Below are 25,383 nucleotides of genomic sequence, written 5' to 3'. Positions count from 1 at the left end.
CCCGCTGCCCGCGAAGGTTCGCTCATCGGAAGCGTTGACATGACCAAAGCGCCCGATATCTAATCCAGACCGTACAGCAATCTCGGCCGGGTTGCATGGTCCGACGCCGGACGTTCGTTACGAGCGTTGTCGGCTTCGCGGCCTCATGCGACGCAAAAGCAAAGGCTCGAATGGCTGTCGCGGGGAACGCCTATGCGCATTCTGATCGTTGACGATCATCCTATCGTCGCCTCCGGCTGCCGCGCCGTGCTGGCCGACGAAGGCGAGATCGATATCCTGGAAGCCGCCGACGCCGAAGGCGGCGAGTGCGTGTTCATCGTCGAGCGCCCCGACATCTGCGTGATCGACATCAACCTGCCGACCGTCTCCGGCTTCGAGCTCGCGCGCCGCATCCTGGATCGCGCGCCCGATGCCCGCATCATCATGTTCAGCATGAACGACGATCCAGCCTTCGCCGCGCGCGCCATCGAGTGCGGCGCGAAGGGCTACGTTTCCAAGACCGGCGATCCCAACGACCTCGTCGAGGCGATCCGCGCCGTCGGCAAGGGCGAAACCTATTTGCCGAGCGCGATCGCCCGCAGCATCGCCTTTGCCGGGCCTCAGCTTGCGCAAAACCCGCTATCGAAGCTGAATGCGCGCGAGATGGAGATCCTGCGGCTGCTCAGCGCCGGAAAGAGCCTTTCGGAGATCGCCTGGCTGGTGCAATCCTCTTACAAGACGGTCGCCAACACGTCGTCGATCATGCGCCAGAAACTCGGGGTCAAAACCTCGGTCGAGCTGGTGCGGCTGGCGATCGACAGCGGCGTCGCCTGACGAAGCGCGCCTTCGCAAAAATTCGGTCACATACGCGTTGCAATCTTGATGTGGCGAGACGCCACGGAGTTTTTCGGCATGACGATTCAGACTGTTTCGACCAATAAATCCTATGGCGGCGTGCAGGGCGTGTATCGCCATGCGAGCAGCGCCACCAAGACCGACATGACCTTCTCGGTCTATGTGCCGCCGCATCAGGACGGCTCGAAGCTGCCGGTGGTCTGGTATCTCTCCGGCCTTACCTGCACGCATGCCAACGTCACCGAGAAAGGCGAGTTCCGCCGCGCCTGCGCCGAGCTTGGATTGATCTTCATCGCGCCCGACACCAGCCCGCGCGGCGCTGACGTGCCTGGTGACCCCAACAACGCCTACGATTTCGGCCTCGGCGCCGGTTTCTATGTCGATGCCACGGAAGAACCGTTCGCCCGCAACTATCACATGTGGAGCTACGTCACCGACGAGTTGCCAAGGCTGGTGGCGGAGAAGTTTCCAGTCGATGCCAAGCGTCAATCGGTGATGGGTCACTCCATGGGCGGCCACGGCGCGCTGACGGTCGCGCTGCGCAATCCGCATCGCTATCGCGCCGCCAGCGCCTTCGCGCCGATCGTCGCGCCCTCGCAAGTGCCCTGGGGCACCAAGGCGCTGACCGGCTATCTCGGCCCCAACAAGGACACCTGGCGTGCGCATGACACGGTGGCACTGATCGAGGACGGCGCGAAATATTCGGGCTTTCTGGTCGACTACGGCGATGCCGACAACTTCTTGACCGAGCAGCTTCGGCCGGAGCTGCTGCAGGCGGCCTGCACCAAAGCGAACATCCCGCTGACGCTGCGCCGGCAACCGGGCTACGACCACAGTTACTACTTCATCTCGACCTTCATGAGCGACCATCTGCACTGGCACGCGGCGCGATTGACGGCGTAGCGGCCCTCTCCTCTCCCTCTCCAGGCAGAGCTATCGCATTTTGATGTGAGAGTTTGAGGCGCTGAGCTTCCACATCGTCATGGCCGGGCTTGTCCCGGCCATCCACGCCTTACCCGCAGCACAAAGAACGTGGATGCCCAGGACAAGCCCGGGCATGACAACTTCGTCGATGCTCATATGCGATTCCCCTGCCGCAGGCGGGGAGAGGCGAAGACCGACCTACTCCGGCTTGCCGTAGTTCGGCGCGAGCAGGCGGTTGCGGATCAGGTAGCTCATGGTGCGGGACCAGGATTCGTCGGTGTTGCCGCGCATGTCGGCGCTGGCCGCCGTCACGAGATTTCCGGTGTGCACGTCGCGCAGGTAGATGTTGAGATTGAGGATCAGGTTCGAGACCTTCTGCACGACGCCGGTGATCTCGAGATCGGCACCCAACTGCCCCGCCAGCTTGACGTCGCAACCGCCGCAGGCCTGGAGATTGCTGTGCCGGGCCGCATCGCTCACCGGCGCGATATCCACGACCTGGAACTTGCCGGACTGTGCCAGTTCCTTGCGCAACTGACCGCCGATCCGCAGCATGCGCTCGTTCTCCGGCTTCGATCCGTAGAACTCGCCCGGCAGGCTGGTGTCGATCAATTCGAAATCGAACACTGCGAGCTTCGGCGGGTCGGCAAAGGCGGCCGTACTCGTCAACACAAATGAGACAGCCACCAACAGTGCTCGCATGATCGTGACCTGCTCCTTCTCATCGCGACGACGAAATGCGGGGTTGCAAGCTAAGCCAAATCGGTCATGTTTCAAGGTGGGAAATGCCTCCACCGATACCTAAGCCGGGGAGGACCACAAGGAGGAAACATGATCCGATGGTTGGTCGGCCTGATCGGCGTCAGTCTTGTTGGCGTTGGTCTTGCGGCAACGCAGGCGTTCGCGGCCGAGCCCATCGAGATCGGGATCGGATATCTCGGAGTCGCCGGCACCAGATCGACCCTGTCGCTGGTCGAACAGCCTGCGGAGAATGACGGCATCGCCGGCGTGCGGCTCGCGATCGAGGACAACAATACCACCGGCAAATTTCTCAACCAGCACTTCAAGCTCGAGGAGCACCGCCTGAAGGAAGGCGAGGATCCGGTCCAGGCAGCGACCGCGCTCGCCGAGCACAACGGTTTCATCATCGCCGACCTGCCGGCTGACGCATTGCTGAAGGTCGCCGACGGCTTGCGCGATCGCGGCACGCTGCTGTTCAACGCCGGCGCCATCGACGAGCGGCTGCGCGAGACGGATTGCCGCGCCAATGTCATCCATGTCGCGCCGACGCGGTCGATGCTGGCGGATGCGCTCGGGCAATATCTGGTATGGAAACGCTGGTCGCGCTGGCTGCTCGTGGTCGGCTCGCATGACGAGGACAAGCTCTATGCCGATGCGCTGCGACGCGCCGCGACGCGGTTCGGCGCCAAGATCGTGCAGGAGCGAACCTTCGAGGACACTGGCGGGGCGCGCCGCACCGATAGCGGCGTGACGCTGATCCAGCGCCAGATGCCCGTGTTCACGCAGCAGGCACCAGCCTATGACGTGCTGGTCGCCGCCGACGAGAGCGAGGTGTTCGGCGCCTACCTGCCTTATCGTACTTGGGACCCCCGTCCTGTCGCGGGCTCCGCCGGCCTCGTGCCGCGAAGCTGGGACGCCGCGCAGGACCAGTGGGGCGCGGTACAGATGCAGAATCGTTTCATGAAGCTGAATTCGCGCCGCATGACGGCGCTGGACATGCAGGCCTGGACCGCAGCGCGCATGATCGGCGAAGCGACCTCGCGCACCAATTCCGGCGACGTCAAGAAAGTCACCGATTTCATCAAGGGATCGGATTTTTCCGTTGCCGCTTTCAAGGGAACGCGGCTGACCTTGCGCGACTGGAATTTGCAGCTCCGCCAGCCAATCCTCCTGGTCGACGGCCGCATGGTGGTCTCGGTGTCGCCACAGGAAGGCTTTTTGCACCAGGTCTCCGAGCTCGATACGCTCGGCTACGATCGCCCGGAGAGCAAATGCAAGTTGAAGTGAGGACGACGACAATGCGCATGTGGCGTATCTGCCTGCTCTCCGGACTGGTGTTCGCGGCAGCGCCCGCACATGCGTTCATCGCCTATGTCTCGAACGAGAAGAGCAACACCGTCTCGGTGATCGATACCGAGAGCTGGACGGTGACCAAGACCATCAAGGTCGGCCAGCGACCGCGCGGCATCGAGTTCACGCGCGACGGCAAATTCGTGATGGTCGCGGTCGGGGACGACGACACCATCCAGATGATCGATGCAAAAACCCACGAGATCGTCGACACACTGCCCTCGGGCCCCGACCCCGAGCTGTTCACGCAGGATGCCGCCGGCAAGATACTCTACGTCGCGAACGAGAACGACAACACCGTCACGGTGATCGATCTCCAGAAGCGGGCACGGATCGGAGACATCCAGGTCGGCGTCGAGCCGGAGGGCATGACCGTGAGCCCCGATGGCAAGACCCTGATCAACACGTCGGAAACGACCAACATGGCGCACTTCATCGACACCGAGAAGCGCCAGATCGTCGCCAACGTGCTGGTCGATTCCCGGCCGCGATTTGCCCAGTTCAAGCACGACGGCTCGGAGCTCTGGGTCTCCTCCGAGATCGGCGGCACGGTGTCGATCATCGATCCCGTCAAGCACGAGGTGACGGGCAAAGTCACCTTCGAGATTCCGGGGTTGCGGCGCGAGGCGATCCAGCCGGTCGGCATCGGCATCACCAAGGACGACAAGACGGCCTTCGTCGCGCTCGGGCCCGCCAACCGCGTCGCGATCGTCGACGCCGTCACACACAAGGTGACGAAATATCTCCTGGTCGGGCAGCGGGTCTGGCACATGGACTTCACGCCGGACGAAAAATATCTGCTGGTCACCAATGGCATCTCCAACGACGTATCCGTGATCGATGTCGCCGCGCAGAAGGTCATCAAGACCATTCAGGTTGGCGAATTGCCCTGGGGCGTTACGATCGCGCCATGACGACACCTGCCCCCATCGCCGCCTCAACCGAAAGCGCGCCCCGGCTGGAGGCGGCCGCAGTCCCGGCGCTGTCGATCGACGGCATCAGCCACGCCTATGGGGCTCGCCGCGCGCTGATCGACGTCTCCTTCACGGTTGCGCCCGCGAGCTTCACCGCGCTGCTCGGCCTCAACGGCGCGGGCAAGAGCACGTTGTTCTCGCTCGTCACCCGCCTGTTCGGCATTCAAACCGGACACGTCGGCATTTTCGGCCATGACATCAGCCGAAATCCCGGCGAGGCACTGCGGCTGCTCGGCGTCGTGTTCCAGCCGCGTACGCTCGATCTCGACCTGTCGCTGACGCAGAACCTGCTCTACCACGCTGCGCTCCATGGCATCAGCCGGCGCGAGGCCAGTGCTCGGAGCGCAGAGCTGCTCGGCCGCATCGGGCTTGCCGACCGTGCCGGCAACAAGGTGCGCGATCTCTCGGGCGGGCAGATGCGGCGGCTCGAGATAGCGCGCGCGCTCCTGCACCGGCCGCGCCTGCTGCTGCTGGACGAGCCGACCGTCGGGCTCGACGTCAAGGCCCGCGCCGACATCATCAGTCATGTCCGCCAGCTCGTGACCGAACAAGGCATCGGCGTGCTCTGGGCCACGCACCTGTTCGACGAGATCACGGCCAGCGACGACCTCGTCGTGCTGCACCAGGGCAAGGTGCTGGCGAAGGGGCCGGTCGGCCGCGTGATCGCCGAGGCCGGCGCGCAGGACGTCAATTCCGCCTTCATGCGCCTCACCGGCGCGCAGACAATGCCCGGAGGCGGTGCATGAGCAGCATCACCGCACGCGACGCCACCCCGCGCGGCTTCCCGCTCTCGGCCTACATGACTTGCCTTGGCGGCATCGTCTGGCGCGAAGGCCTGCGCTTCCTGCATCAGCGCGAGCGTTTCGTCTCGGCGCTGGTGCGGCCCCTGGTCTGGCTGTTCATCTTCGCCGCCGGCTTTCGCCAGGTGCTCGGCATCTCGATCATCCCGCCCTACGAGACCTATATCCTCTACGAGGTCTATATCGCACCCGGGCTGATGGCGATGATTCAGCTCTTCAATGGCATGCAGTCCTCGCTCTCGATGGTCTATGATCGCGAGATGGGGAATATGCGCACGCTCCTGGTGAGCCCACTGCCGCGCTGGTTCCTGCTGTTCTGCAAGCTGCTCGCCGGCACCGCCGTGTCGCTCTTGCAGGTCTACGCGTTCCTGATCATCGCCTGGGCCTGGGACATCACGCCGCCGCCGCTCGGGTACCTCACGGTACTGCCGGCGCTGGTGCTCTCGGGCCTGATGCTGGGATCGCTGGGGATGTTGATCTCCTCCGGCATCAAGCAGCTCGAAAATTTCGCCGGTGTGATGAACTTCGTGATCTTCCCGATGTTCTTTGCCTCATCGGCCCTCTATCCGCTGTGGCGGGTGCAGGAAGGCAGCCCGTATCTCTACTATGTCTGCCAGGCCAACCCGTTCACCCATGCGGTCGAGCTGATCCGCTTTGCACTTTATGGGCAGATCAACTGGATCTCGCTGGCGGTGGTCGCAACCTGCACAATCGTCTTCATGATCGGCGCGATCTATGCCTATGATCCGTCGCGAGGGCTGGCGCGACGTGGGCCCGCGGGAGGCGAAGGATGAGATTCCGGATCGTGGCCATGGCCGCTTTGGCGCTCGCGGCATCGACCGCGGCCTCGCGGGCGGCCGATCCGCGCTATCCCGACTGGCCCTGCACGCAGGCAAAAGTCCCGGAAATCTCGCTCGCCGCGGTCTGGGCCGGCCCGCCGCTCGACGACGTCCAGGACAAGTGGAAGGACAATGCCAAGATCGGCGCACTGGTGTCGAGGCTGGCTGCGCGGAAGACGCCGCTGGATGACGCCGAGAAATCGGTGAAGGAGTTTTTGGCGAGCTCCGCCTCCGACAAGACCACGAATGCAAAGCTCCTGTTCGCCGGCCTGTTCGACACGCTGAATGCCCAGCGCTCCTCGGTAATGAACGGGCTCGAGCGGGTCAGTCGCAAGCAACGCGAGGCCGCCGACAAGGTCCGCGACGACACCATAGAGCTTCAGAGGTTGCAGGGTGCTACCCCACGCGACGACGCCAAGGTCGACGCCCTGTCCAACCAGTTGATCTGGGAAACCCGCATCTTCGAGGATCGCCGCAAGGTGGTGCGATTCGTCTGCGAGGTGCCGACTGCGATCGACCAGCGCCTGTTCGCGCTCGGCCGCGTGATCCAGCAGGAAATGGAATAGCGTCAGCCTCCCTGACGCCTGCGCGAACATGGTTCCCGCTCCCCGGCGGGAATCGTTAACCTTTGCCACACTGTCGGCCGGAACCAAATCTATTTAAGATCTCTTGTCGAAGTGAATCCTAGACGTCGGGAGGCCTCGATGGGAACAGCAAAACTCCTTCTCGCCAGCGCTGCGGCCATCGGCATGTTCGCGTCGGCGGCTGTCGCCGAAGACAACATGAACGGAATGATCACCAAGATCGACAGACTCAACAGCACCATTTCGATCCAGGAGGTGCAGGGCGGCACGGTCGGCGCCAATGGCGGGGCGACGGGCCCGGTGCAGGAGTTCAAGGCCAAGGATGCAGGCATGCTCGAGAGCGTCCATGCTGGCGATCGCGTGAGCTTCTCCACTGACGCCAACGGCTCCAAAACCATCACCAAGCTGCAAAAGGCGAAGTAGCGGCGTCTCGCGCGCCAGCTATTTGCCTTCGTCCGGCCGCGGCTGCGGCTGCGCCTCTGATGTCATGAGCTTGGCGCGTTCCCAGCCGTCGGTGCCCTCGGGATACCAGGCGATGTTGGCGTAGCCATAGGCGAGCGCGCGCTTGGCCGCGTTCCAAGACATCCAGCAGTCGGCGAGGCAGTAGATGACCAGCAACGCCGACTTGCTGCCGTGCGAGGCGCGTTCAAGGCCGCGGCGGAAATAATCCTCCATCGCGGGCGGCAGCGCGCCATAGCCGGTGTCCGGCAGCCAGATGCTGCCGGGGATGTCAAAGCGCGGCGCATCGCGCCAGACTGTGCCCACGGGAAGATTCTTGGGCTTCGGAGGGCGCGGCATCACGTCGATGAAGGCGCCGCTCTTCTCGTGCCAGATCGCTTCGGCCTCCGCCGTCGTCAACACGCGCGCACCGGCGAGCGTCGCCGGCACTGGCGCGCGGTAATTATCGGAGCGATAGCCCTCCGGCTCGAACGGCTCCTGCTGCTGCGCGCGCGCAGCCACCAGAAGCGCTGCGGCAACGAGCGCAGCGGCAAGATGCCGCCTCATGGCGCAGTGCTCATGTCGATCTCGTCACGGCGATCTCGTCACAGCGATTTCGTCATGGCGATTTCTTGGCAGTCTCCGCACCGAGCGGGCGATCGCTCTCATCCAGCAGCGGCACGCCGAAATCGACCAGGATCTTGTTGATCTCGGCCTGGTTCTCCTGGACCAGCCGGTTAAGCTGCCGCTTCCAGTTCTGGTCGGCGGGGCGAACGCCCATTCCGATGCGATAGACGAGCTTCGGCCCAGTGGTTTCCTTCACCAGCGGAGTGACATGGAGCGGCTGCGCAGCCTTCTTGGCGTAGAAGCCGGCCATCGGGCCCCACAGCACGCCGGCATCGATCGTGCCGGCAGCAAGATCGTCAACCATCGCCTGCGCCGAATTGTCGAAGCGGGTGTCGATCATCAACGGATATGGCTTTGCGTTCGCCATCAGGCCCGCGATCGCCATGTTGGTCGCCGGCGGAGTGCCCGCGATAATGCCGATATGCTTGCCCTTCAACCGCTCGTCCTCGAGTGTATCGACGTCCTCGAGCCCACTGCCGGGCTTGGCGATCAGCGCATAGGACGTGCGATAATAGGGATTGGTGCCCTGGACGAGATCGTCACCTTGCGGAAAGCCCATGATGACGTCACAGCGATGCGCGCCCAGCGTCATGCGCACGAAACCTGTCGCCTGCGGGAAGAAGACGTAGTCGAGCTTCTTCTGGAGTTTTTCGGCGAAGAACTCCGCAAGCTTGTTCTCGAAACCTTCGCCCTTCTCATTCGAAAAAGGCAGGTTGCGCGGGTCGGCGCAGACGCGCAGCACTTTGGGATCGACCAATTCGAACGAGAGATCGCCGGTGTCATTGGTCTGCGCGCGCGCAGCGCCATCAACGACAGATAGTGCAGCAATCGCCAACACCGAGAACAACCAGCGACGATGTCGTCCGGCCTCCGTCATCGCGCTTCCTCCTGTTTCTTGATTGAATGCTATCCATGGATCACTTTACGCACCATGGTCTGCGAAGTTTCTGGATGACTTCGCTTGATGACTCGTCTTGCTGCAGTGCAATGCCGCGCGACGATCGGAACTGAGGCGTAAAGATGGCGCATGTCGCTCGCATGATCGCGGTGCTTGCCCTGCTGGGGCTGCAGACGCTAGCACGCGCAACCCCGCCTGAATTGCCTGTGAGCGAAGTCGCCCCCGGAATTTTCGTGCACGCGGGGTCAATTGCCCTGATGAATTCCGAGAACGAGGGGGCGATCGCCAATGTCGGCTTCATCGTCGGAAAGGATGCGGTCGCGGTGATCGACACCGGCGGCAGCGTCCGCGAGGGCAAAGCACTCCTCGCCGCCGTGCGGACGAGGACCGATAAGCCGATCCGCTACGTCATCAACACCCACGGCCATCCCGACCACATCTTTGGCAATATAGCCTTCGCGCGCGAGGGCACGAGCTTCGTCGGTCATGCGAAGCTCCCGCTGGCGCTTGCGACACGCGGGCCGTTTTACCTGGACAATTTCCGCCGGACCATGGGCGCGGAGCTGGTCGATCCCGTCAGAATCGTGTCGCCGACGCTGCTCGTGACCGACACGTTAAGGCTCGATCTGGGATCGCGCAGTCTCGTCCTCAAGGCGTGGCCGGCCGCGCACAGCGATAGCGACCTGACGGTGTTGGACGAGGCGAGCAAAACGCTGTTTGCCGGCGATCTCGTCTTCCTCCGCCATGTTCCCGTAGTGGACGGCAGCATCCGCGGTTGGCTCGCGGTGCTTGGGCAGATCGAAGGCTTGCCGGCGCAGCGCGTCGTTCCCGGTCACGGTCCCGTGAGCGATTGGCCCGCAGCGCTCACTGATGAGCGTCGTTATCTCGAAACCCTGCTCGCTGACGTCCGCGCGCTCAATCAGAAGGGCGAGCCGATCAGGGCGGCCGCGGACAAGGCGGGCGCGAGCGAGCGCGGGCGCTGGCAATTGTTCGACGACTACAATGCCCGCAACGCAACCGCAGCATTTTCAGAAATTGAATGGGAGTAGCAGGAGCGCTACGCTGCTGCCCTGCTTCGTCACCGCGAGAACAGCGCGCATGATCAAACATTCGCTTCGCCTGACCTTTGCGGCCGCGCTGCTCGCCGTGGCGCTCGCGGCACCGCCTGCGCGCACGGAGGAGGCCTATGATCCCTGGCCGGGCCTCGTGCAGGACATCTTCAACAGCCGCCCGATGAACGACGGCAATGACGTGATCGGCATCGAGATGCCTTATCGCGCGGAAGATGCGGCCATCGTGCCGGTCACGCTGCGCGCAAAGCTTTCGCCCGGCGACAACAGGCGCATCCGCGCGATCACGCTGGTGATCGACCGCAACCCCGCGCCGATGGCAGCGAGGTTCGAGCTCGGGCTCGATGCCAACGTGTCGGAGATCTCAACGCGCGTGCGGGTCAACAACTATACCGACGTCCACGCCGTCGCCGAGCTCAGCGACGGGCAGCTCTATGTGAGCAAGACCTATGTGAAAGCGGCCGGCGGCTGCTCCGCACCGGCGGTGAAGAACGCCGAGGAAGCCAAAAATCGGCTCGGCCAGATGCGCTACCGCCAATTCGCTCGCGTGGACGAAGCGCCCGCCAGCCGGATCCGCGAGGCACAGATCATGATTGGCCATCCCAACAATTCCGGCTTGCAGATGGATCAGGTCACGCAGCTCTATATTCCCGCCTTCTTCGTCAACCAGCTCAAGCTCTGGCAGGACGACAGCCTCGTGCTGGCGGTGGAAGGCGGCATCTCGATCTCGGAAGATCCCAACATCCGCTTCACCTACGTCTCCAACGGCGCAAAGCATTTTCGCGCGGAGGCGACGGATACGGAGGGACACGTATTCCGGAACGAGTGGGATGTCGAGAAGCCGGGGATGTGACGCGGCGCATTACCGGACGTCGAACCCGCCTCTCGTCAGGGCCGGGCTTGTCCCGGCCATCCACGCCTTATCTCACGGCACAGAGAACGTAGATGCCCGGGACAAGCCCGGGCATGACGACTACGGCATACATCCGCTCCGGAACTAAAAACACCTCACCTCAGCCTCGGCCTGTGCGCGCCGGAGATCGTTGACGGCTGAGGTCGCCTGCTCGGAAGTGCGAAACTGGGTGCCGAGGTTTCCACGTACCTGCGACATACTAAGCGCGGTTTCTGCAGTGACATATCGTTCATAGGGCACGATCGAGGCGACGACGTCGATCGAGCAGGAGCATTGCTCGATTGCCTGCCGGGTCTCGCCATTGGCCTTCATACAACCATAAACGTATTCGGCACGCGCCGCGGTCGGATAATCATTGGCCTCCTCGGCCCGCGCTGCCATCGCGGTGCCGGCGAGCACGGCCAACGCGGCGACAATCGGTCGTAGCTGTCGTACTGAGATCATGGCCGTCCTCCCGCTGGTTGCGATGGAAACTATGCTATGCCTAATGTTCTGAAAAGCACACGTCTTAAGGAAATGGCCTGGAAGTGATGGGACGCCTGGTTCGAACATTGGCCGTATCGATTGCTCTCGCGCTGACGCAAGGCGGGACGAGCCGCGCTGCGGACACAATCCGCCTCGCGGTGCAGAAAACCGGGACATTCTCTTGGGAACTGGCGGCGATCCGCGACCAGGGCCTCGACAAGGCCGCCAATCTCTCGCTCGAGGTCACCGAACTCGCGAGCACCGAGGCCGGCAAGATCGCGATGCGTGCCGGCAATGCCGACGTCATGCTGTCGGACTGGCTGTGGGTGTCGCGCGAGCGCGCGCTTGGCGCCAAGCTGACCTTCTATCCCTATTCCAGCGCGCTCGGCGCGGTGATGGTGCCTGCCTCTTCGCCGATCAAGACGCTCGCGGACCTAAAGGGCCGCAAGCTCGGCGTCGCCGGCGGTGCCATCGACAAGAGCTGGCTGCTGCTACAGGCGCGGATGAAGCAGGACGGCATCGACCTCAAGTCCGACGCGAGCATCGTCTATGGCGCCCCGCCGCTGCTCGCCGCCAAGGCGCTCGACGGCGAGATGGATGCGAGCCTGAATTTCTGGAATTTCTGCGCCCAGCTCGAGGCCAAGGGCTTTCGCCGCCTCGCCGGCATCGAGGAGATCTTGCCGAAGCTCGGCGCCAAGGGACCAGTCGCCGCAGTCGGCTACGTCTTCGATGAAGACTGGGCGGCGAGCCACCGCGACGTCGTGGCGCGCTTCATCGCGATGACGCGCAAGGCCAAGGAGCTGCTGACGACCTCGGATGCGGCATGGGAGAAGGTCGCGCCGCTGACCGGCACCAGCGATCCCGCCCTGCTCCAGGCCTATCGCAACCGTTATCGCGAGGGCATTCCGCAACGGAGCATCGACGACGAAGAGGCCGATGCGCGCGTGCTCTACCGCGTGCTGGCCGAGGTCGGCGGCCGTGGGCTGGTCGGCCCGGCGCCGGAGCTCGATCCCGGCACCTTCTATCACGCACCCGTCGGAGACTGAGGTTGCTGCGTCTCGTCTCGTTTGCCCTGTTTCTCGCGATCTGGTGGATCGCCGCGCTGTTCGTTGGCGGCGCAAAGCTGCCCTCGCCGCCTGCCGTGCTCAACGTGATGATCGCGGACGCAGCCTCCGGCGCGCTGTTCCTGCATCTCGGCGCAACACTGGTGCGCGTTACGCTGTCCTTCGTGCTGGCGATGTCGCTCGGCAGCGCGATCGGTTATCTCATGGGCCGCAACAGGCTCGCTGACCGGCTCGGCGATCCCTGGCTGATCCTGCTGCTCAACCTGCCGGCGCTGGTCGTGATCGTGCTCGCCTATATCTGGGCTGGCCTCACCGAAGCCGCGGCCATCGGGGCGATCGCCATCAACAAGCTGCCGACCGCGGTCGTCACCTTGCGCGAGGGCACCCGCGCGCTCGACCGCTCGTTGGACGAGATGGCGAAGGTGTTTGCGATGTCGCGCTGGCGAACCTTCCGCCACGTCGTGCTGCCGCAGCTTGCGCCCTATGTCGCCGCAGCCGCGCGCTCCGGCCTGTCGCTGGTCTGGAAGATCGTGCTGGTCGCCGAACTCCTGGGACGGCCGAACGGCGTCGGCTTCGAGATCGGCGTCGCGTTCCAGCTTTTCGACACCCCGCGCCTGCTCGCCTATTCGCTGACCTTTGCGGCCGTCGTGCTCGTCATCGAAACCCTGCTGGTGCAGCCGTTTGAAACCCGCTCAACCCGATGGCGGCCCCGTGCGGCTTGAAGTCGACATTTTGGGCAAGACCTTCACGAGCGCGGCGGGCGGCACGCACGAGGTCCTCGCGCCGGTCAAGTTCTCGCTCGGCGCCGGTGAGATCGGCGTCCTCATCGGTCCGTCCGGCTGCGGCAAGAGCACGATGCTGCGCATCATCCTGGGTCTCGACCGCGATTTCCGGGGCGAGATCAGGCGCCCGCCGAACGCGCGCATCGGCATGGTGTTCCAGGAGCCGCGGCTGTTGCCGTGGCGCTCGGTCGAGCAGAACGTTCGGCTGGCGGCGCCCGAGGTCGACGACGTCAAGCTTTCCGAGCTGTTCAAGATTCTCGAGCTGGAAGCCCATCGCAGCCACTATCCCGGCGAATTGTCGCTCGGGCTTGCCCGCCGCGTCGCGCTCGCCCGCGCTTTCGCCGTCGAGCCCGACCTGCTGGTGCTCGACGAACCCCTTGCCTCGCTCGACGACGCGCTGGCCGGCCGCTTGCGCGAGGAGATCGCAACACTGGTCGCGAGCCGGCCGGTGATGACGCTCCTGGTGACGCACAGCCTGGACGATGCGGTGCGCCTCGGCGACCGCCTGTTCTTTCTGTCGCCGCGGCCTGCGCGGATGCTGGCCGAGGTGCCCATCGGCATCCCCCGCGGCGCGCGGGGCGAAGCCGAGATCGCCGCGATCAAGGCCGGCCTCGTGCGGCGAACGCAAGGCGAGCGCGCCGGGCGCGATGTCTCATAGGCGGACGCAGCAAGAGCGTGGTAAAATACGCCAGTGGCGGAGTTTGATCATGAAGCGAACGGTCGCCCTCGCGATGCTCGGCTTCGCACTCGTCGCGTCTGCGGCAAGCGCGCAGGACATGATGCGCGACGTCGACCTCACCTCGCCCGCGATGGTCTCGGCCGAAATGACGAGGCCGGAGGTCGAAGCAGTGCTGGCCAAGGCGAGCGCGGCCGCGCCGGCCGATTTCTCCGGCAAGCGGCTGTCGGGCCTCGACCTCTCCGGGCTGGACCTCTCCGGCGCCATCTTCCGCGCGGCACGGCTCAACAAGACAAAACTCGCCGGCACGCGGCTCGATCGCGCCATTCTCGATCAGGCCTGGCTGCTGGAGGCCGACCTCACCGGCGCAAGCCTGAAGGGCGCCAACCTGTTCGCCTCGCAGATGGCACGCGCCCGTGTCGATGGTGCTGATCTGACCGGGGCGCGCATCGCCGCCGACCTGTCCGGTGCAAGCCTGATTGGCGCGACCATCGCGGACGCGCAGCTCGGCGCCGATATGCGCAACCAATCGATGGGACTGATGCGGACGGTGCTGCGCTCGGCGAAGCTTTCGGGGCTGAACGCACGCGGCGCCGACCTCTCGCGCGCCGATCTCGAATTCGCCGTACTCAAGGGCGCCGACCTCACCGGCGCTTCGCTCAAAGGCGCCCAGCTCGGCGGCGCGGATCTCAGCGGCGCGACCGTCATCGGTACCGATTTCGAGGGCGCCGATCTCGTCTCGACCAGGCTGATCGCACCGATCGGACTTGACCGCGCGAAAAATTTCGACAAGGCAAGGAACGTCGAGCGCGTCATCAGAGAATGACGGCATGAGGAGGAGCGGCTGATGACGCGTTGGTGTCTGGTTTTGATCGTGGTGGTGACATGTGCGGGCGAAGCCGCCGCGCAAGGCAAGAGCAAAGGCATCCGGCTCTGGAATCTGACGTCGGAGACCATCTCCGGCTTCCAGCTCTCACCCGTCGGCAAGACCGAATGGGGGCCGAACCAGACCTTGAACGACAAGGACAAGGAGGTCGACCATGACGAGCGCCTGCGCATCACCGGCGTCGAGCCGGGTCGCTACGATGCCAAGGTCAGCTATCCCAACTCACGGCAGTGTGTCGTGCGCGATATCGAGATAAGGGCGGACGCAGTATTCTCGATCGCAGACAAGGACCTGAAGGACTGCACCAAATAGCGTGGTGGCTCAGGCGGCGGGCTTTGCTCCGCCCCCATCCGCCTTGTCGTTGCTATGCGGATATTCGCAGCGCCATCGCACGGCCTGCCACTTCGGATGCTCGCCGACCCATTGCGCGATATAGGGCGGCGCCGCCATGGCACATTGCGCCGGCGAGCCACCGTAGGCGAACACCAGATGCTGCTCCTCGCAGGTGGTCGGCGAAAGCACTGCGCAGACAGTCACAATCAGATCAATCGGATTCATGCTGAAATCCCTTATAGTGACCAAGAGATAGCATAAGGGGCTACGCTGCACTCGGCGGGAAGTTTCAAACCGGCGTGAAAACGGCGCAGGAACCGGCGGGCCCAGGCCCTCGCGTTGATAGCCACCAGACCCTCCAAAGGGGTCGTGAGACGAAACCCGCGCCTTGCCGCCAGTTGATTTCGCCAATAAGCTGGTTCCCAACAACTGCTAACAGGCTAATGGCTCTCGCAGAAACCCGATGGCGCGGCGTTGCAGTCGCTGTGCGTTTGCTGGCGCTGGTCGCCGGCATCTCGACCTTCGCCGGTCAAACCCCTCAAGCTGTTTCGCAGCCGTCGCAATCGGACAGCCCGAATGCGAGCCGCGACGAGCCCTCCCGCACTGCAAACACCGAGCAGGCCGTCGTCAAACTCACGCCCAGCCAGCAGAAGCAGATTGGACTTGAAACGGCGGTCGTGGAAGCAGCTCCGCACCCCGAGCAATTTCGGGCATACGGCGCAGTGCTGGACATCTCCCGCATCACCGAGCTGACCAACAGTTACGCCAATGCGCAGGCTCAGCTCCAGACGGCCCAGGCCCGACTCGAGGTCGCAAAGAGCGCATTCGACCGGACCAAAAATCTCGTCGAGTCCGCGGCGCTCCCCAAAAAGGAAGCCGAGACAGCAGAGGGGACATTCCGGACGGACAAGGCCGCGCTCGCGGCTGCGGAGTCGCAGCTCAGGACTCTCGCCGCAACGGCGCAGCAGGAATGGGGATCGGTGATCGGCCGGGGAATCGTCGAGAGGTCACCCGCGGTGGTCCGGCTGATCGAACGCGATCAATTTCTCGTCCAGGTGACGCTGCCGCCCGGCGTAACTGTCGTCGGGACCCCTGGGACGGCTCTCGCACAGGCACCGACGCGGAACGCGAATATCGATCTGCAGTATGTCTCCCCGGCGACGCGTACTGACCCGCGTATTCAGGGATTGAGCTATTTCTTCTCGGCACCAGGCGACAGCGGACTGCTGCCCGGCATGAACACTACGGTTTACGTGCCGTCAGGCAACACATACGAGGGCGTGTTCGTTGAGGATACCGCAATCGTGCGATGGCAGGGTCGATCGTGGGTTTACCTGCGCGTGAACGCCGATGGCTTCAGACGTCATCCGATCAACACGGATCAACCCGTCTCGGATGATGACTACGTCGTCCGGGACATTCCGTCGGGCTCAGAGATCGTGATGCGAGGAGCGCAGGTCTTGTTGTCCGAGGAGGCAAAGAGCGAGCTTCGGGGCGACAGCGACAATGACTGACGGCATTGGCTCAGGCAGGTCAGGGCCACAAGTCGCTCTCGTATCTTTCGCCATTCGCTTCCGGGGCGTCGTACTGGCGCTTTCATGTGCGCTGCTCGGCTACGGACTGTTCGCGCTTGGTGAAGCCAAGTACGGGGTTTTTCCCGAATTCGCGCCGCCACAGGTGACGATCCAGACCGAAGCGCCTGGCCTCAGCCCGGAGCAGGTCGAGATTCTCGTGACGCAGCCGATCGAGACCTCGATCAACGGACTCGCCGGCGTCGAGAGCCTGCGCTCGTCATCGATCCAGGGCCTCTCCGTGGTCACCGTCATCTTCCAGGCGGGTAGAGACATCTACCGCGGGCGCCAGTTGGTGACCGAGCGCCTCGCAGTCGTGGCCTCGCGGCTGCCACAAGGGGTGCAGTCACCATCGATGACGCCTTTGACTCCGCTGGCCGGTACGGTTCTGGTCATCGGCCTGACCTCCGACCAGCGCTCTCTGATGGACTTGCGCACGGTTGCAGACTGGACCGTGGCCAAGCGCCTTTTGGCCGTCCCGGGCGTGGCACAAGTGTCCACATATGGCAAAGATGTCAGGTCGTTGCAGGTGCAGGTTCGACCGGACGATCTGATCCGCTTCCGGATAGGCATGAATGACGTCCTCGCTGCCGCGCGCAAGGCCACCGGAGTACGTGGCGCCGGCTTCGTCGATACGGCCAATCAGCGCATTACGCTGCAAACCCAGGGGCAGTCATTGACGCCCGACCAGCTTGCCCGCACGGTGCTTCTGCACGAGGGCGGTGCCAGCGTGGTGCTTGGTGACGTCGCCACCGTCGTGATCGCCCCCGAACCACCGATCGGGGCCGCCCTGATCAACGGTGCGCCCGGCATCATGCTGATGGTGAATCAGCAATACGGCGCAAATACAAGGGAAGTCACCACGCGGGCGGAAGCCGCGCTGCAGGAGCTTCGCCCGGCGCTTGAAGCTGATGGGATTCAGCTCCACGCCGATCTGTTTCGTCCCGCCAACTTCATCGACACGGCGACAGAGAACGTGCTCTACGCCTTGCTGATCGGCGGGGCGCTCGTGATCATCGTGCTGTTCCTGTTTCTGTTCGATTGGCGCACGTCGGTCATCAGTTGCACGGCTATTCCCCTGTCATTGATCGTGGCAGTGCTCGCCCTGCAATGGATGGGCGAAACCCTCAACACAATGACATTGGGCGGCCTTGCGATCGCCATCGGCGAAGTCGTCGATGATGCCGTGATCGGCGTCGAGAATGTGGTTCGCCGATTGCGCGAAAATCGCAGGGCAAGGGAACCTCGAGCCGAAGCCCGCGTGGTGCTTGACGCCTTCCTCGAAGTGCGCACCGCAGTTGCCTACGCAACGTTTGCGGTGCTGCTGGTGTTCTTTCCGATCCTCGCCCTGTCGGGTATCGCCGGCCGCCTCTTCGCCCCCCTCGGCATTGCCTACATCTTTGCGGTGCTGGCCTCGCTCGCGGTCGCCCTTACGGTGACGCCGGCGCTCTCGATGCTGTTGCTCACCGGGAGGGTCGACGGCCAGCGCCTGCATGAATCGCCCACCGTGCGATGGTCCCGCCGCTATTACCAGGCATTGCTGCGTCGCATCGGCCGTTTCCCGAAGCTCGTGATGACGGCGGCCGTGGTTCTGACAATCGCCGCTGCGGCCATGCTGCCGTTCTTCGGCGGGACGTTCCTGCCGGACTTACGCGAGGGCCATCTCATCCTGCACGTCTCCGCGCTTCCCGGCACCTCGCTCGATGAATCGCTGCGTATCGGCAAGCTGATCACGGATACGCTCAAGCAGATTCCCGGCATACGCAGCGTGGCGCAGCACACGGGCCGTGCCGAAGCCGGCATCGATACGGTAGGGACGCATTCCAGCGAATTTGAGGTCGACTTGCAGGCGGGACTGTCCGGCCAGGAGCAATCGGCGGCAGAGACGCGCATCAGAGCCGCTTTGGCCGACTTCCCCGGCATCTCTTTCTCGAGCAAGACCTACCTGACGGAGCGGGTCGAGGAAACCGTTTCCGGATTCAGCGCGGCACTCGCCATCAACATCTACGGACCCGACCTCGACTCACTCGAGATCGCCGCGCGCGACGTCGCGCGGGAGCTCGACGAAGTCCGGGGCGCGATCGACGTGCAGCAACGATCCCCGCCGGGGATGCCGCAGGTCAATGTGACGCTGCGTCCGGCCGATCTGCAGCGCTGGGGGCTCGATGCGGTCGATGTGCTTGAACTGATCCGCACCGCCTATCAGGGCGACGTCGTCGGACAGGGCTATGAAGGCAACGCGGTGTTCAATGTCATCGTGGTCCTCGACACGCCCGCCCGTGCACGAATCACCCAGCTCGGGGACATGCCGCTGCGCACGCCGAGCGGAGCCTACATTCTGCTGAAGCAAATCGCCGACGTCTACGAAACCTCCGGCCGCTATCAGATCCTGCATCAGAACGCCCAGCGCGTTCAGACCGTCACGGCAAATGTCAGCGGACGCGATCTCGAATCCTTCGTCGTCGCAGTCAAGCGCAAGATGGCGCGCGAGGTCACTCTGCCACCCGGTGCACATATCGAATTTGCGGGAGCGGCCGAGGCGCAGGCGCGCTCGCGGCGCGATCTCATCGTCAACTCGCTCCTCGCCGGGACCGGTATTATCCTTCTGCTTGCGATGGTCACCGGCCATTGGCGAAACCTGCTGCTGGTGCTGATCAACTTGCCCTTCGCGTTCGTCGGAGGCGTATTTGCACTGGCCCTTACCGGCGGCCTGCTCTCGCTCGGTTCGATGGTCGGCTTCGTGACCCTGTTCGGGATCACGCTACGCAACTCCATCCTGATGATCTCCCACTATGAGCACCTCGTTCTGATCGATGGCCGAGTGTGGGGACCCGACACCGCAATCGAGGGTGCGGCCGACCGTCTTGTTCCGATCCTGATGACGTCGCTGGTGACGGGTCTCGGCCTGCTGCCGCTGGCACTCGGCGCGGGTGAACCAGGACGAGAGATCGAGGGTCCGATGGCGATCGTCATTGTTGGAGGCCTCGTGACGTCGATGGCACTCAATCTGCTGCTGCTGCCGACGCTTGCGCTTCGTTACGCGCGTTTCAAGGTGAGGCCTGAGCTGAAAACTGGAAGCGCCGCGATCTAGTGGATGGCTGGCGTGGCGACCGCACGAAGTGATATCCGGGATTGGACGCATCGGCGCGGCCCGGCGTAGCCCACGCCACAAACACCACCGCGGCTCCAACGGTCTCACCGTTGAAGCCGCGGCAGGTCGTCTTGATCGTCTTACTTGCGCGAAGCGCAGGCGTACATGTTGATTTCCATGCCAACCGACACTTCGACGATCTTCGGAGCTTTCCAGGCCATCGGGGTCTCCCAAGGTATTGAGCGCGACATCGCGCGAGCCAAAACCTAGGGCTGCACCGCCCATCACGCAAGCCTGTAATCACGTGTCGAACGTTTCTTGTTCGATTCTTTGCAAACCTAGTTCTCTCTCGGGCAAAGCATCTTCACTTTTGGGCAAACGCGCGCGTAGCCTTGTGCGATGCATCGGGAGGCTTTCCCGAATACGATGTACCGGGAGGTTTTCCCGACAGCGATGTCGACTGACGTCAGCACTTCCTTAACAATCGGCGCGTCCCAGGTTCCGGGTGGCGGGACGGAATTGATTGCGATGTAGTCGTACCAATTCACGGAATCTTGGAGAGATTCATGACCACGTTTGGCGGACGATTCCTGATTTCACTGCTCGTTGCAGGTCTTGCATATCCGGCAATCGCCGGCGAGCGCCGCGATGAGCGGGCCGCGCCGCCATCGAGCGCGACAGCAGCGCTGGCCGGCAAGGCAACTCTCACTGGCAAGGAACGGCTCGGCCCGAAATGGACGGATGAACAGCGGATCGATAATTGCAACGTGCCGCCGGACAAGCGCGGCGCAAGGCTGCGTCCGATCACCTGCGCCAACGCGCTGACCAACTAGACGCAGCCTGAAGGCGCGGTCAGGCGCTCATTTGAGCAGCCGCAGCAGAGCACGTCCCGCGGGCGACCTCAGCTCCTTGGCGTCGAGCGTGCCATCCTTGTCGGGATTGGCGGCGTTGAAGCGCTGCTCCACGACGGCGAGATATTCGTCAAGCGTCAGCGTTCCGTCGTGGTCCGGATCGGCCGCTGCGAGCTCCTTGGCGGTCAACCGTCCGCGCAGCTCGCGCGCGTCGAGCGTGCCGTCATGATCAGGATCGAGCCTGGCGAACACCGCAGTCGCGGCCTTCTTCACCTCGGCGAGATCGAGAGTGCCGTCATTGTCCGTGTCGAACATCTTGACCGCGTTTGGGGATGCCGACCAGGCCGGACCACCGAGCACTGTGGCAGCAACTACGAATGCAATGGATCTTCGCGATATCATTGAAAACCTCCCGACTCGAGCGTCCCGGCTCGTCAATGGAATCGAATAAGCCTCCAGCCGGGGCCATGGTTCGAAGTCTACGCGGCTCGTGGTGCACACGCAAAGCTGGCAACGACATAGCGGGCAATCTTCGCGCCGCGGAATTTCTCGCTAGCCTCCCTGTATGCAGTGCGGAATGGCAAGCGGTTTACCAGGGGTAACTGGATCGCCGAGTTCGGCAAGCAGGCCGGGCTCACCTACCTGCCACCGCACGAGCCCGCGATCCTCGGCGACGTCTGGAAGCAGATTATCCAGAGGTGAGACTCATCATGAAAACGGCAGCTCCTCGGTTCTCCGCTGTCATGCCCTGGCTTGACCGGGGCATCTAGTACGCCGCGGCTTCTCCGTATCATTCACCGCCTCTGGAATACTGGATCGCCCGGTCGAGTGTTCAGCCCGGGGACATGACCGACGGGTGTTCGGGGACATAGCCGACACATCATAGTGCATGGATTTGGCAATGTGGGAGGCCAAGTCCATGCCGTGGCGAGAGGTGTCGGTGATGGATCAGCGGCGGGAGTTCGTTCGGCTTGCGATGCAGGAAGGAGCGAACCGGCGGGAGCTTTGCCGGCGCTTCAATATCCATCCTGACACAGGCTACAAATGGCTTGCACGATGGCAGGCCGACCGGGATGTTGACGACCGCTCACGCTGATCGCATTCTCCCGCTATGTCCTGGGCTTCGGCCTGCGCTGCTTCTTCATCCCCCTTGCGGCATCGTTCGCAGGAGGGGCAAGCGGAATTGCCGAGGAGCGCGTGGTCAACGTGATCACGGGTGGCGCGTTCGGCCTCATTGCGGTGGGTCTGACGGAGATCGTCTGGCGACGTGTCAGGCAAAAGGGCGGCGGGCCGTCGCAAGCATCCTCGTGAGGCCGGCCTAATGCTCTTCGGAGGCGAGGTTGTTCTGCTGCGCCTTGTGGATCGACGACGGCACGACGCCAAAATACTTCCGGAACACGCGGCTGAAATGTGACGAGCTCGAAAAGCCCCAGGAGAAGGCGACGTCGGTGATGGTCTTGCCGGCGTGGGCCTCGAGCTCCTGGCGGCAGTTCTGAAGACGCGCCTGCCAGATGTAATCGCTCACCGTCGTGCCGCGCTCGGAGAACAGCATGTGCAGATAGCGCTTGGAGCAGCCGAGCTCGGCGGAAATCTGGTCGATGCACAAATCTGGATCACGCAGATGCTCGCGGATGAAAAATTGGGCACGCACATACATCGCCTCCGGCCCGACCCGATCGAACATCGTGTCGGCCTCGCGCAGCGGCAACAGCAGGAGGTCGATCAGCGAATCAGCGACGCCGACCGCGCTGTTCGCCGAGAGTTTTGCGGCCTCGTCGAAAGTGGCGTGGACGAAGTCGTGGGCGATTCGTCCCGTGCCGGTGCGGGCCGACAGCTTGCAGGCCGGCATCCGCTGGGACGGGAAGCCGCGGTCGCGCAGCAGAGACTTCGGCACGATCACCACGTCATGCCGCGTGAAGGCGGGGCTGATGATCGAGTGCGGACAGGACACGTCATAGGCGATGATGTCGCCGGGCATCAGCTCGATGTGGCGGCCTTCCTGCTCGAAATAGGAGATGCCGTAGGTCTGGAAATGGATCTTGATGTAGGGGTGCTCATTGGCCTTTGCGCGCGCATGCGTATGCGCGATGCGATGCTGGCTCACCTCGATCTGGCAAAGTTTCAGTCGCGATACGGTGGTGTAGTCGATGCGGCCTTCCAGCGCGGTCGCTTCAAGTGGATCGACATCGAAATGTCCGCAGAGGCTTGTCAGCCCGTCGACCCAGCTCTGGATCTGCCTCCTCGGCGTGAGGCCGGTCGTGCTGAGTGTGTGTATTGTGTCGGACATGATCCCAGCCACTGATTTGATTCAAATCGTGATGGGTGCCGCCAGAGGCCCCCTGTCACGATGAAGCGACGTTTACCTCAAATTAGGGCGGTCTTTGGAGCAAGCGCCAGTGCTCCGTCTGCCATCCTTGCGTTCGATCCTCCGCCTTAGTTGCAGCGCCGTCAAGGGGAACCTGAATCCAGCGGCGCGGCCCGGCAGCACAGAAGCTGCTGAATTCGCTACTGCAAAATCAAAAAGTTCGCGCCTTTGCGCTGTCAAGCAAATGCCCTTCTCTCTTGGGCAAGTTTCCCGTTTACGAACCGGTTACGGATTGTGCCAGGAACAACAAGAAACGGGCCGCACCCTGCAAGCGGACCCGTGGCTCATACCTGGAGGAGGAAACAGCCACAGCATCGTTTCTGGTCCCAATCGTGACCGCCCTGCACGAGCAGACGCTGGACCTCAGTGCCCAGCGGCACGCAATGCTTCGGAAACAATAAACGAGACCTAGGAGGAATGACTATGCGCAAGGTGCTACTAGCGACGTTTCTTGGCTCTGCCGCGGCTCTGGCCGTCGGCAGCGCTTCGGCCAATGACGAGCTGAACAAGATGTCGCAAAACCCGAAAGACTGGGTGATGCCCACGGGCGACTACGCCAATTCCCGTTACTCCAAGCTCAACCAGATCAATGCACAGAACGTCGGCAAGCTGCAGGTCGCGTGGACCTTCTCCACGGGCGTGCTGCGCGGCCATGAAGGTGGACCACTCATCATCGGCAACGTGATGTACGTCCACACGCCGTTCCCGAACAAGGTCTATGCCCTTGACCTTTCCAACGAGAACAAGATTATCTGGAAGTACGAGCCGAAGCAGGATCCGAACGTCATCCCGGTGATGTGCTGCGACACCGTTAACCGCGGCCTGGCCTATGGCGACGGCAAGATCTTCCTGCATCAGGCCGACACCACGCTCGTCGCGCTCGATGCCAAGACCGGTCAGGTCGCGTGGACCGCCAAGAATGGCGATCCCAGCAAGGGCGAGACAGGCACCTCGGCGCCGATGGTCGTCAAGGACAAGGTGCTGATCGGCATCTCCGGCGGCGAGTTCGGCGTTCAAGCCCATATGACCGCCTACGACATCAAGACCGGCAAGCTGGCCTGGCGCGGATATTCGGAAGGGCCGGATGAACAGATCTTGGTCGACGACAAGACCACGGCTCTGGGCAAGCCAGTCGGCAAGGACTCCAGCCTCAAGACCTGGCAAGGCGATCAGTGGAAGATCGGCGGTGGCGCCACCTGGGGCTGGATCTCCTACGACCCCGAACTCAACCTGATCTATTACGGATCAGGCAATCCCTCGACCTGGAACCCGAAGCAGCGGCCCGGCGACAACAAATGGTCGATGACGATCTGGGCGCGTAACCCAGATACGGGCGTTGCCAAGTGGGTCTACCAGATGACGCCTCACGACGAGTGGGACTATGACGGCGTCAACGAGATGATCCTCTCGGATCAACAGGTCAACGGCCAGCCGCGCAAGCTGCTGACGCATTTCGATCGCAACGGTCTCGGCTATACGCTCGATCGCGTCACCGGCGAATTGCTGGTCGCCGAAAAGTACGATCCGAAGGTGAACTGGACCTCCGGCGTCGACATGGACAAGAACTCGCCGACCTACGGTCGTCCGAAGGTTCTCGACGCCGCGTCGACCGACAAGGCCGGCGAGGACGTCAACGTGAAGGGCATCTGCCCGGCCGCGCTCGGCACCAAGGACGAGCAGCCGGCAGCCTACTCGCCGGACACGCAGCTGTTCTACGTTCCGACCAACCACGTCTGTATGGACTACGAACCGTTCAAGGTCAGCTACACCGCGGGCCAGCCCTATGTGGGCGCGACGCTCTCGATGTATCCGCCGCAGGGCGAGACCAACATGGGCAACTTCATCGCCTGGGACGGCAAGACCGGCAAGATCGTGTGGTCGAACAAGGAGCAGTTCTCGGTCTGGTCGGGTGCGCTCGCAACTGCCGGCGGCGTGGTGTTCTACGGCACGCTCGAAGGCTACCTGAAGGCGGTCGACGCCAAGACCGGCAAGGAGCTCTACAAGTTCAAGACTCCATCCGGCATCATCGGCAACGTCACGACCTATGAGAACGGCGGCAAGCAGTACGTCGCAGTACTCTCCGGCGTGGGCGGCTGGGCCGGCATCGGTCTGGCGGCAGGCCTGACCGATCCGACCGCCGGTCTCGGCGCAGTCGGCGGCTACGCGGCACTGTCGAACTACACGGCACTCGGCGGCACGCTGACCGTGTTCTCGCTGCCGAACTAGCCTCAACCTCGTATCGTCCCGGCGCGTGGATAACCCCCACGCGCCGGGCTCGTCTCCACCGCGCGCTGTCGAGGAAAAAAT

29 protein-coding genes and 1 pseudogene are annotated in these 25,383 nt (G+C 63.3%); 21 read left to right on the top strand and 9 right to left on the bottom strand.

Features of this window, described 5'->3' with window-relative positions; translation table 11 throughout:
• Nucleotides 1-192 precede the first annotated feature (192 nt).
• Both Q3C01_RS18770 and fghA read left to right on the top strand, forming a co-directional pair.
• Entirely contained in the window at nt 193-813 is a 621-nt protein-coding gene (locus tag Q3C01_RS18770) for a response regulator (RefSeq protein ID WP_458146782.1), read from the top strand.
• 78 nt (nt 814-891) lie between these two features.
• Nucleotides 892-1,737 carry an S-formylglutathione hydrolase gene (gene fghA, locus Q3C01_RS18765; RefSeq protein WP_458146781.1) on the top strand — a complete coding sequence of 282 codons (846 nt, stop codon included), beginning with the start codon at nt 892-894 and terminating at the stop codon, nt 1,735-1,737.
• Nucleotides 1,738-1,767: 30 nt separating this feature from the next.
• On the opposite strand, the gene Q3C01_RS18760 is transcribed toward fghA, so the two are convergent.
• Entirely contained in the window at nt 1,768-1,914 is a 147-nt protein-coding gene (locus Q3C01_RS18760) for a hypothetical protein (protein ID WP_458146780.1), read from the bottom strand.
• Between the two features lie 42 nt (nt 1,915-1,956).
• Nucleotides 1,957-2,460: a DUF3280 domain-containing protein gene (locus tag Q3C01_RS18755; protein ID WP_458146779.1), complete on the bottom strand. Its 504-nt coding sequence runs from the start codon at nt 2,458-2,460 to the stop codon at nt 1,957-1,959.
• 129 nt (nt 2,461-2,589) lie between these two features.
• Between Q3C01_RS18755 and Q3C01_RS18750 the strand changes: the two genes are divergently transcribed.
• The 6 genes from Q3C01_RS18750 to Q3C01_RS18725 all read left to right on the top strand — a co-directional run bounded on the left by Q3C01_RS18750 (nt 2,590) and on the right by Q3C01_RS18725 (nt 7,469).
• On the top strand, nt 2,590-3,786 hold the full coding sequence (locus Q3C01_RS18750; protein WP_458146778.1) for an ABC transporter substrate-binding protein: 1,197 nt from the start codon (nt 2,590-2,592) through the stop codon (nt 3,784-3,786).
• Nucleotides 3,787-3,797: 11 nt separating this feature from the next.
• Nucleotides 3,798-4,763, top strand: a complete 966-nt coding sequence (locus Q3C01_RS18745) for a YVTN family beta-propeller repeat protein (RefSeq protein WP_458146777.1) — start codon at nt 3,798-3,800, stop codon at nt 4,761-4,763.
• Nucleotides 4,760-5,569, top strand: coding sequence for an ABC transporter ATP-binding protein (locus tag Q3C01_RS18740; RefSeq protein WP_458146776.1), 810 nt, complete (start codon nt 4,760-4,762; stop codon nt 5,567-5,569). The genes Q3C01_RS18745 and Q3C01_RS18740 overlap by 4 nt, the downstream gene beginning before the upstream one ends.
• A complete protein-coding gene (locus Q3C01_RS18735) occupies nt 5,566-6,417 on the top strand; it encodes an ABC transporter permease (RefSeq protein ID WP_458146775.1) in 852 nt (283 codons plus the stop codon). Before Q3C01_RS18740 ends, Q3C01_RS18735 begins: the two co-directional genes overlap by 4 nt.
• Nucleotides 6,414-7,028, top strand: a complete 615-nt coding sequence (locus tag Q3C01_RS18730; protein WP_458146774.1) for a hypothetical protein — start codon at nt 6,414-6,416, stop codon at nt 7,026-7,028. The genes Q3C01_RS18735 and Q3C01_RS18730 overlap by 4 nt, the downstream gene beginning before the upstream one ends.
• Before the next feature lie 138 nt (nt 7,029-7,166).
• Entirely contained in the window at nt 7,167-7,469 is a 303-nt protein-coding gene (locus Q3C01_RS18725) for a copper-binding protein (protein ID WP_458146773.1), read from the top strand.
• An 18-nt stretch (nt 7,470-7,487) separates the two neighbouring features.
• Here Q3C01_RS18725 and Q3C01_RS18720 read toward each other — a convergent pair whose 3' ends face one another.
• Together Q3C01_RS18720 and Q3C01_RS18715 are read right to left on the bottom strand one after the other, a co-directional pair.
• Nucleotides 7,488-8,051 carry a PQQ-dependent catabolism-associated CXXCW motif protein gene (locus tag Q3C01_RS18720; RefSeq protein WP_458146772.1) on the bottom strand — a complete coding sequence of 188 codons (564 nt, stop codon included), beginning with the start codon at nt 8,049-8,051 and terminating at the stop codon, nt 7,488-7,490.
• A gap of 52 nt (nt 8,052-8,103) precedes the next feature.
• Nucleotides 8,104-8,988 (bottom strand): substrate-binding domain-containing protein, encoded by an 885-nt coding sequence (locus Q3C01_RS18715; protein ID WP_458146771.1) that lies wholly within the window; start codon nt 8,986-8,988, stop codon nt 8,104-8,106.
• Nucleotides 8,989-9,131: 143 nt separating this feature from the next.
• On the opposite strand from Q3C01_RS18715, the gene Q3C01_RS18710 reads away from it, so the two are divergent.
• Together Q3C01_RS18710 and Q3C01_RS18705 are read left to right on the top strand one after the other, a co-directional pair.
• Nucleotides 9,132-10,058: a quinoprotein relay system zinc metallohydrolase 2 gene (locus Q3C01_RS18710; RefSeq protein WP_458146770.1), complete on the top strand. Its 927-nt coding sequence runs from the start codon at nt 9,132-9,134 to the stop codon at nt 10,056-10,058.
• Between the two features lie 49 nt (nt 10,059-10,107).
• On the top strand, nt 10,108-10,932 hold the full coding sequence (locus Q3C01_RS18705) for a quinoprotein dehydrogenase-associated SoxYZ-like carrier (protein ID WP_458146769.1): 825 nt from the start codon (nt 10,108-10,110) through the stop codon (nt 10,930-10,932).
• Between the two features lie 144 nt (nt 10,933-11,076).
• Here the strand turns inward: Q3C01_RS18705 and Q3C01_RS18700 are convergent, their stop codons facing one another.
• A complete protein-coding gene (locus Q3C01_RS18700) occupies nt 11,077-11,373 on the bottom strand; it encodes a hypothetical protein (RefSeq protein WP_458146810.1) in 297 nt (98 codons plus the stop codon).
• Between the two features lie 149 nt (nt 11,374-11,522).
• On the opposite strand from Q3C01_RS18700, the gene Q3C01_RS18695 reads away from it, so the two are divergent.
• From Q3C01_RS18695 to Q3C01_RS18675, 5 genes are read left to right on the top strand one after another with little or no spacing between them, the layout of a single operon-like run.
• Nucleotides 11,523-12,503 (top strand): ABC transporter substrate-binding protein, encoded by a 981-nt coding sequence (locus tag Q3C01_RS18695; protein ID WP_458146768.1) that lies wholly within the window; start codon nt 11,523-11,525, stop codon nt 12,501-12,503.
• Nucleotides 12,504-12,505: 2 nt separating this feature from the next.
• Entirely contained in the window at nt 12,506-13,243 is a 738-nt protein-coding gene (locus tag Q3C01_RS18690) for an ABC transporter permease (RefSeq protein WP_458146767.1), read from the top strand.
• The gene (locus tag Q3C01_RS18685) at nt 13,233-13,961 is read left to right on the top strand and encodes an ABC transporter ATP-binding protein (protein WP_458146766.1); all 729 of its coding nucleotides are present in this window, start codon (nt 13,233-13,235) and stop codon (nt 13,959-13,961) included. Before Q3C01_RS18690 ends, Q3C01_RS18685 begins: the two co-directional genes overlap by 11 nt.
• Nucleotides 13,962-14,010: 49 nt before the next feature.
• Nucleotides 14,011-14,805 carry a pentapeptide repeat-containing protein gene (locus Q3C01_RS18680; RefSeq protein WP_458146765.1) on the top strand — a complete coding sequence of 265 codons (795 nt, stop codon included), beginning with the start codon at nt 14,011-14,013 and terminating at the stop codon, nt 14,803-14,805.
• A 21-nt stretch (nt 14,806-14,826) separates the two neighbouring features.
• Nucleotides 14,827-15,177, top strand: a complete 351-nt coding sequence (locus tag Q3C01_RS18675; RefSeq protein ID WP_458146764.1) for a hypothetical protein — start codon at nt 14,827-14,829, stop codon at nt 15,175-15,177.
• A gap of 9 nt (nt 15,178-15,186) precedes the next feature.
• On the opposite strand, the gene Q3C01_RS18670 is transcribed toward Q3C01_RS18675, so the two are convergent.
• Nucleotides 15,187-15,423, bottom strand: coding sequence for a hypothetical protein (locus Q3C01_RS18670; protein WP_458146763.1), 237 nt, complete (start codon nt 15,421-15,423; stop codon nt 15,187-15,189).
• Nucleotides 15,424-15,641: 218 nt separating this feature from the next.
• Between Q3C01_RS18670 and Q3C01_RS18665 the strand changes: the two genes are divergently transcribed.
• The gene (locus Q3C01_RS18665; protein ID WP_458146809.1) at nt 15,642-16,712 is read left to right on the top strand and encodes an efflux RND transporter periplasmic adaptor subunit; all 1,071 of its coding nucleotides are present in this window, start codon (nt 15,642-15,644) and stop codon (nt 16,710-16,712) included.
• Nucleotides 16,705-19,860, top strand: coding sequence for an efflux RND transporter permease subunit (locus tag Q3C01_RS18660; protein WP_458146762.1), 3,156 nt, complete (start codon nt 16,705-16,707; stop codon nt 19,858-19,860). The genes Q3C01_RS18665 and Q3C01_RS18660 overlap by 8 nt, the downstream gene beginning before the upstream one ends.
• A 140-nt stretch (nt 19,861-20,000) precedes the next feature.
• Here Q3C01_RS18660 and pqqA read toward each other — a convergent pair whose 3' ends face one another.
• The gene (gene pqqA, locus Q3C01_RS18655) at nt 20,001-20,081 is read right to left on the bottom strand and encodes a pyrroloquinoline quinone precursor peptide PqqA (protein ID WP_035663753.1); all 81 of its coding nucleotides are present in this window, start codon (nt 20,079-20,081) and stop codon (nt 20,001-20,003) included.
• Nucleotides 20,082-20,426: 345 nt separating this feature from the next.
• Here pqqA and Q3C01_RS18650 point away from each other — a divergent pair, with 345 nt between their 5' ends.
• On the top strand, nt 20,427-20,693 hold the full coding sequence (locus tag Q3C01_RS18650; protein ID WP_458146761.1) for a hypothetical protein: 267 nt from the start codon (nt 20,427-20,429) through the stop codon (nt 20,691-20,693).
• A 27-nt stretch (nt 20,694-20,720) separates the two neighbouring features.
• On the opposite strand, the gene Q3C01_RS18645 is transcribed toward Q3C01_RS18650, so the two are convergent.
• The gene (locus Q3C01_RS18645; RefSeq protein ID WP_458146760.1) at nt 20,721-21,113 is read right to left on the bottom strand and encodes an EF-hand domain-containing protein; all 393 of its coding nucleotides are present in this window, start codon (nt 21,111-21,113) and stop codon (nt 20,721-20,723) included.
• 168 nt (nt 21,114-21,281) lie between these two features.
• Here Q3C01_RS18645 and Q3C01_RS18640 point away from each other — a divergent pair, with 168 nt between their 5' ends.
• On the top strand, nt 21,282-21,413 hold the full coding sequence (locus tag Q3C01_RS18640) for a hypothetical protein (RefSeq protein WP_458146759.1): 132 nt from the start codon (nt 21,282-21,284) through the stop codon (nt 21,411-21,413).
• Between the two features lie 217 nt (nt 21,414-21,630).
• Nucleotides 21,631-21,804, top strand: a pseudogene (locus tag Q3C01_RS18635) (helix-turn-helix domain-containing protein); the annotation flags it as partial.
• A 225-nt stretch (nt 21,805-22,029) separates the two neighbouring features.
• On the opposite strand, the gene Q3C01_RS18630 reads toward Q3C01_RS18635, so the two are convergent.
• Nucleotides 22,030-22,998 carry a helix-turn-helix domain-containing protein gene (locus tag Q3C01_RS18630; RefSeq protein ID WP_458146758.1) on the bottom strand — a complete coding sequence of 323 codons (969 nt, stop codon included), beginning with the start codon at nt 22,996-22,998 and terminating at the stop codon, nt 22,030-22,032.
• A gap of 501 nt (nt 22,999-23,499) precedes the next feature.
• Here Q3C01_RS18630 and xoxF5 point away from each other — a divergent pair.
• Nucleotides 23,500-25,302, top strand: a complete 1,803-nt coding sequence (xoxF5, locus tag Q3C01_RS18625; protein ID WP_458146757.1) for a lanthanide-dependent methanol dehydrogenase XoxF5 — start codon at nt 23,500-23,502, stop codon at nt 25,300-25,302.
• Nucleotides 25,303-25,383 lie beyond the last annotated feature (81 nt).

It is taken from the genome of Bradyrhizobium sp. UFLA05-109, assembly GCF_054185165.1.
This window is presented reverse-complemented; position numbering and strand designations above follow the sequence as displayed.

Bases quoted from the DNA above. Each gene is read 5' to 3' on its own strand.
- Q3C01_RS18730 (WP_458146774.1), top strand. From the start codon at position 6,414: ATGAGATTCCGGATCGTGGCCATGGCCGCTTTGGCGCTCGCGGCATCG.
- Q3C01_RS18745 (WP_458146777.1), top strand. From the start codon at position 3,798: ATGCGCATGTGGCGTATCTGCCTGCTCTCCGGACTGGTGTTCGCGGCA.
- Q3C01_RS18740 (WP_458146776.1), top strand. From the start codon at position 4,760: ATGACGACACCTGCCCCCATCGCCGCCTCAACCGAAAGCGCGCCCCGG.
- Q3C01_RS18710 (WP_458146770.1), top strand. From the start codon at position 9,132: ATGGCGCATGTCGCTCGCATGATCGCGGTGCTTGCCCTGCTGGGGCTG.
- Q3C01_RS18705 (WP_458146769.1), top strand. From the start codon at position 10,108: ATGATCAAACATTCGCTTCGCCTGACCTTTGCGGCCGCGCTGCTCGCC.
- Q3C01_RS18715 (WP_458146771.1), bottom strand. From the start codon at position 8,988: ATGACGGAGGCCGGACGACATCGTCGCTGGTTGTTCTCGGTGTTGGCG.
- Q3C01_RS18770 (WP_458146782.1), top strand. From the start codon at position 193: ATGCGCATTCTGATCGTTGACGATCATCCTATCGTCGCCTCCGGCTGC.
- Q3C01_RS18630 (WP_458146758.1), bottom strand. From the start codon at position 22,998: ATGTCCGACACAATACACACACTCAGCACGACCGGCCTCACGCCGAGG.
- Q3C01_RS18735 (WP_458146775.1), top strand. From the start codon at position 5,566: ATGAGCAGCATCACCGCACGCGACGCCACCCCGCGCGGCTTCCCGCTC.
- Q3C01_RS18675 (WP_458146764.1), top strand. From the start codon at position 14,827: ATGACGCGTTGGTGTCTGGTTTTGATCGTGGTGGTGACATGTGCGGGC.
- Q3C01_RS18645 (WP_458146760.1), bottom strand. From the start codon at position 21,113: ATGATATCGCGAAGATCCATTGCATTCGTAGTTGCTGCCACAGTGCTC.
- xoxF5 (WP_458146757.1), top strand. From the start codon at position 23,500: ATGCGCAAGGTGCTACTAGCGACGTTTCTTGGCTCTGCCGCGGCTCTG.
- Q3C01_RS18665 (WP_458146809.1), top strand. From the start codon at position 15,642: ATGGCTCTCGCAGAAACCCGATGGCGCGGCGTTGCAGTCGCTGTGCGT.
- Q3C01_RS18700 (WP_458146810.1), bottom strand. From the start codon at position 11,373: ATGGCAGCGCGGGCCGAGGAGGCCAATGATTATCCGACCGCGGCGCGT.
- Q3C01_RS18695 (WP_458146768.1), top strand. From the start codon at position 11,523: ATGGGACGCCTGGTTCGAACATTGGCCGTATCGATTGCTCTCGCGCTG.
- Q3C01_RS18660 (WP_458146762.1), top strand. From the start codon at position 16,705: ATGACTGACGGCATTGGCTCAGGCAGGTCAGGGCCACAAGTCGCTCTC.
- Q3C01_RS18760 (WP_458146780.1), bottom strand. From the start codon at position 1,914: ATGAGCATCGACGAAGTTGTCATGCCCGGGCTTGTCCTGGGCATCCAC.
- Q3C01_RS18650 (WP_458146761.1), top strand. From the start codon at position 20,427: ATGACCACGTTTGGCGGACGATTCCTGATTTCACTGCTCGTTGCAGGT.
- fghA (WP_458146781.1), top strand. From the start codon at position 892: ATGACGATTCAGACTGTTTCGACCAATAAATCCTATGGCGGCGTGCAG.
- Q3C01_RS18670 (WP_458146763.1), bottom strand. From the start codon at position 15,423: ATGAATCCGATTGATCTGATTGTGACTGTCTGCGCAGTGCTTTCGCCG.
- Q3C01_RS18680 (WP_458146765.1), top strand. From the start codon at position 14,011: ATGAAGCGAACGGTCGCCCTCGCGATGCTCGGCTTCGCACTCGTCGCG.
- Q3C01_RS18725 (WP_458146773.1), top strand. From the start codon at position 7,167: ATGGGAACAGCAAAACTCCTTCTCGCCAGCGCTGCGGCCATCGGCATG.
- Q3C01_RS18720 (WP_458146772.1), bottom strand. From the start codon at position 8,051: ATGAGGCGGCATCTTGCCGCTGCGCTCGTTGCCGCAGCGCTTCTGGTG.
- pqqA (WP_035663753.1), bottom strand. From the start codon at position 20,081: ATGGCCTGGAAAGCTCCGAAGATCGTCGAAGTGTCGGTTGGCATGGAA.
- Q3C01_RS18750 (WP_458146778.1), top strand. From the start codon at position 2,590: ATGATCCGATGGTTGGTCGGCCTGATCGGCGTCAGTCTTGTTGGCGTT.
- Q3C01_RS18755 (WP_458146779.1), bottom strand. From the start codon at position 2,460: ATGCGAGCACTGTTGGTGGCTGTCTCATTTGTGTTGACGAGTACGGCC.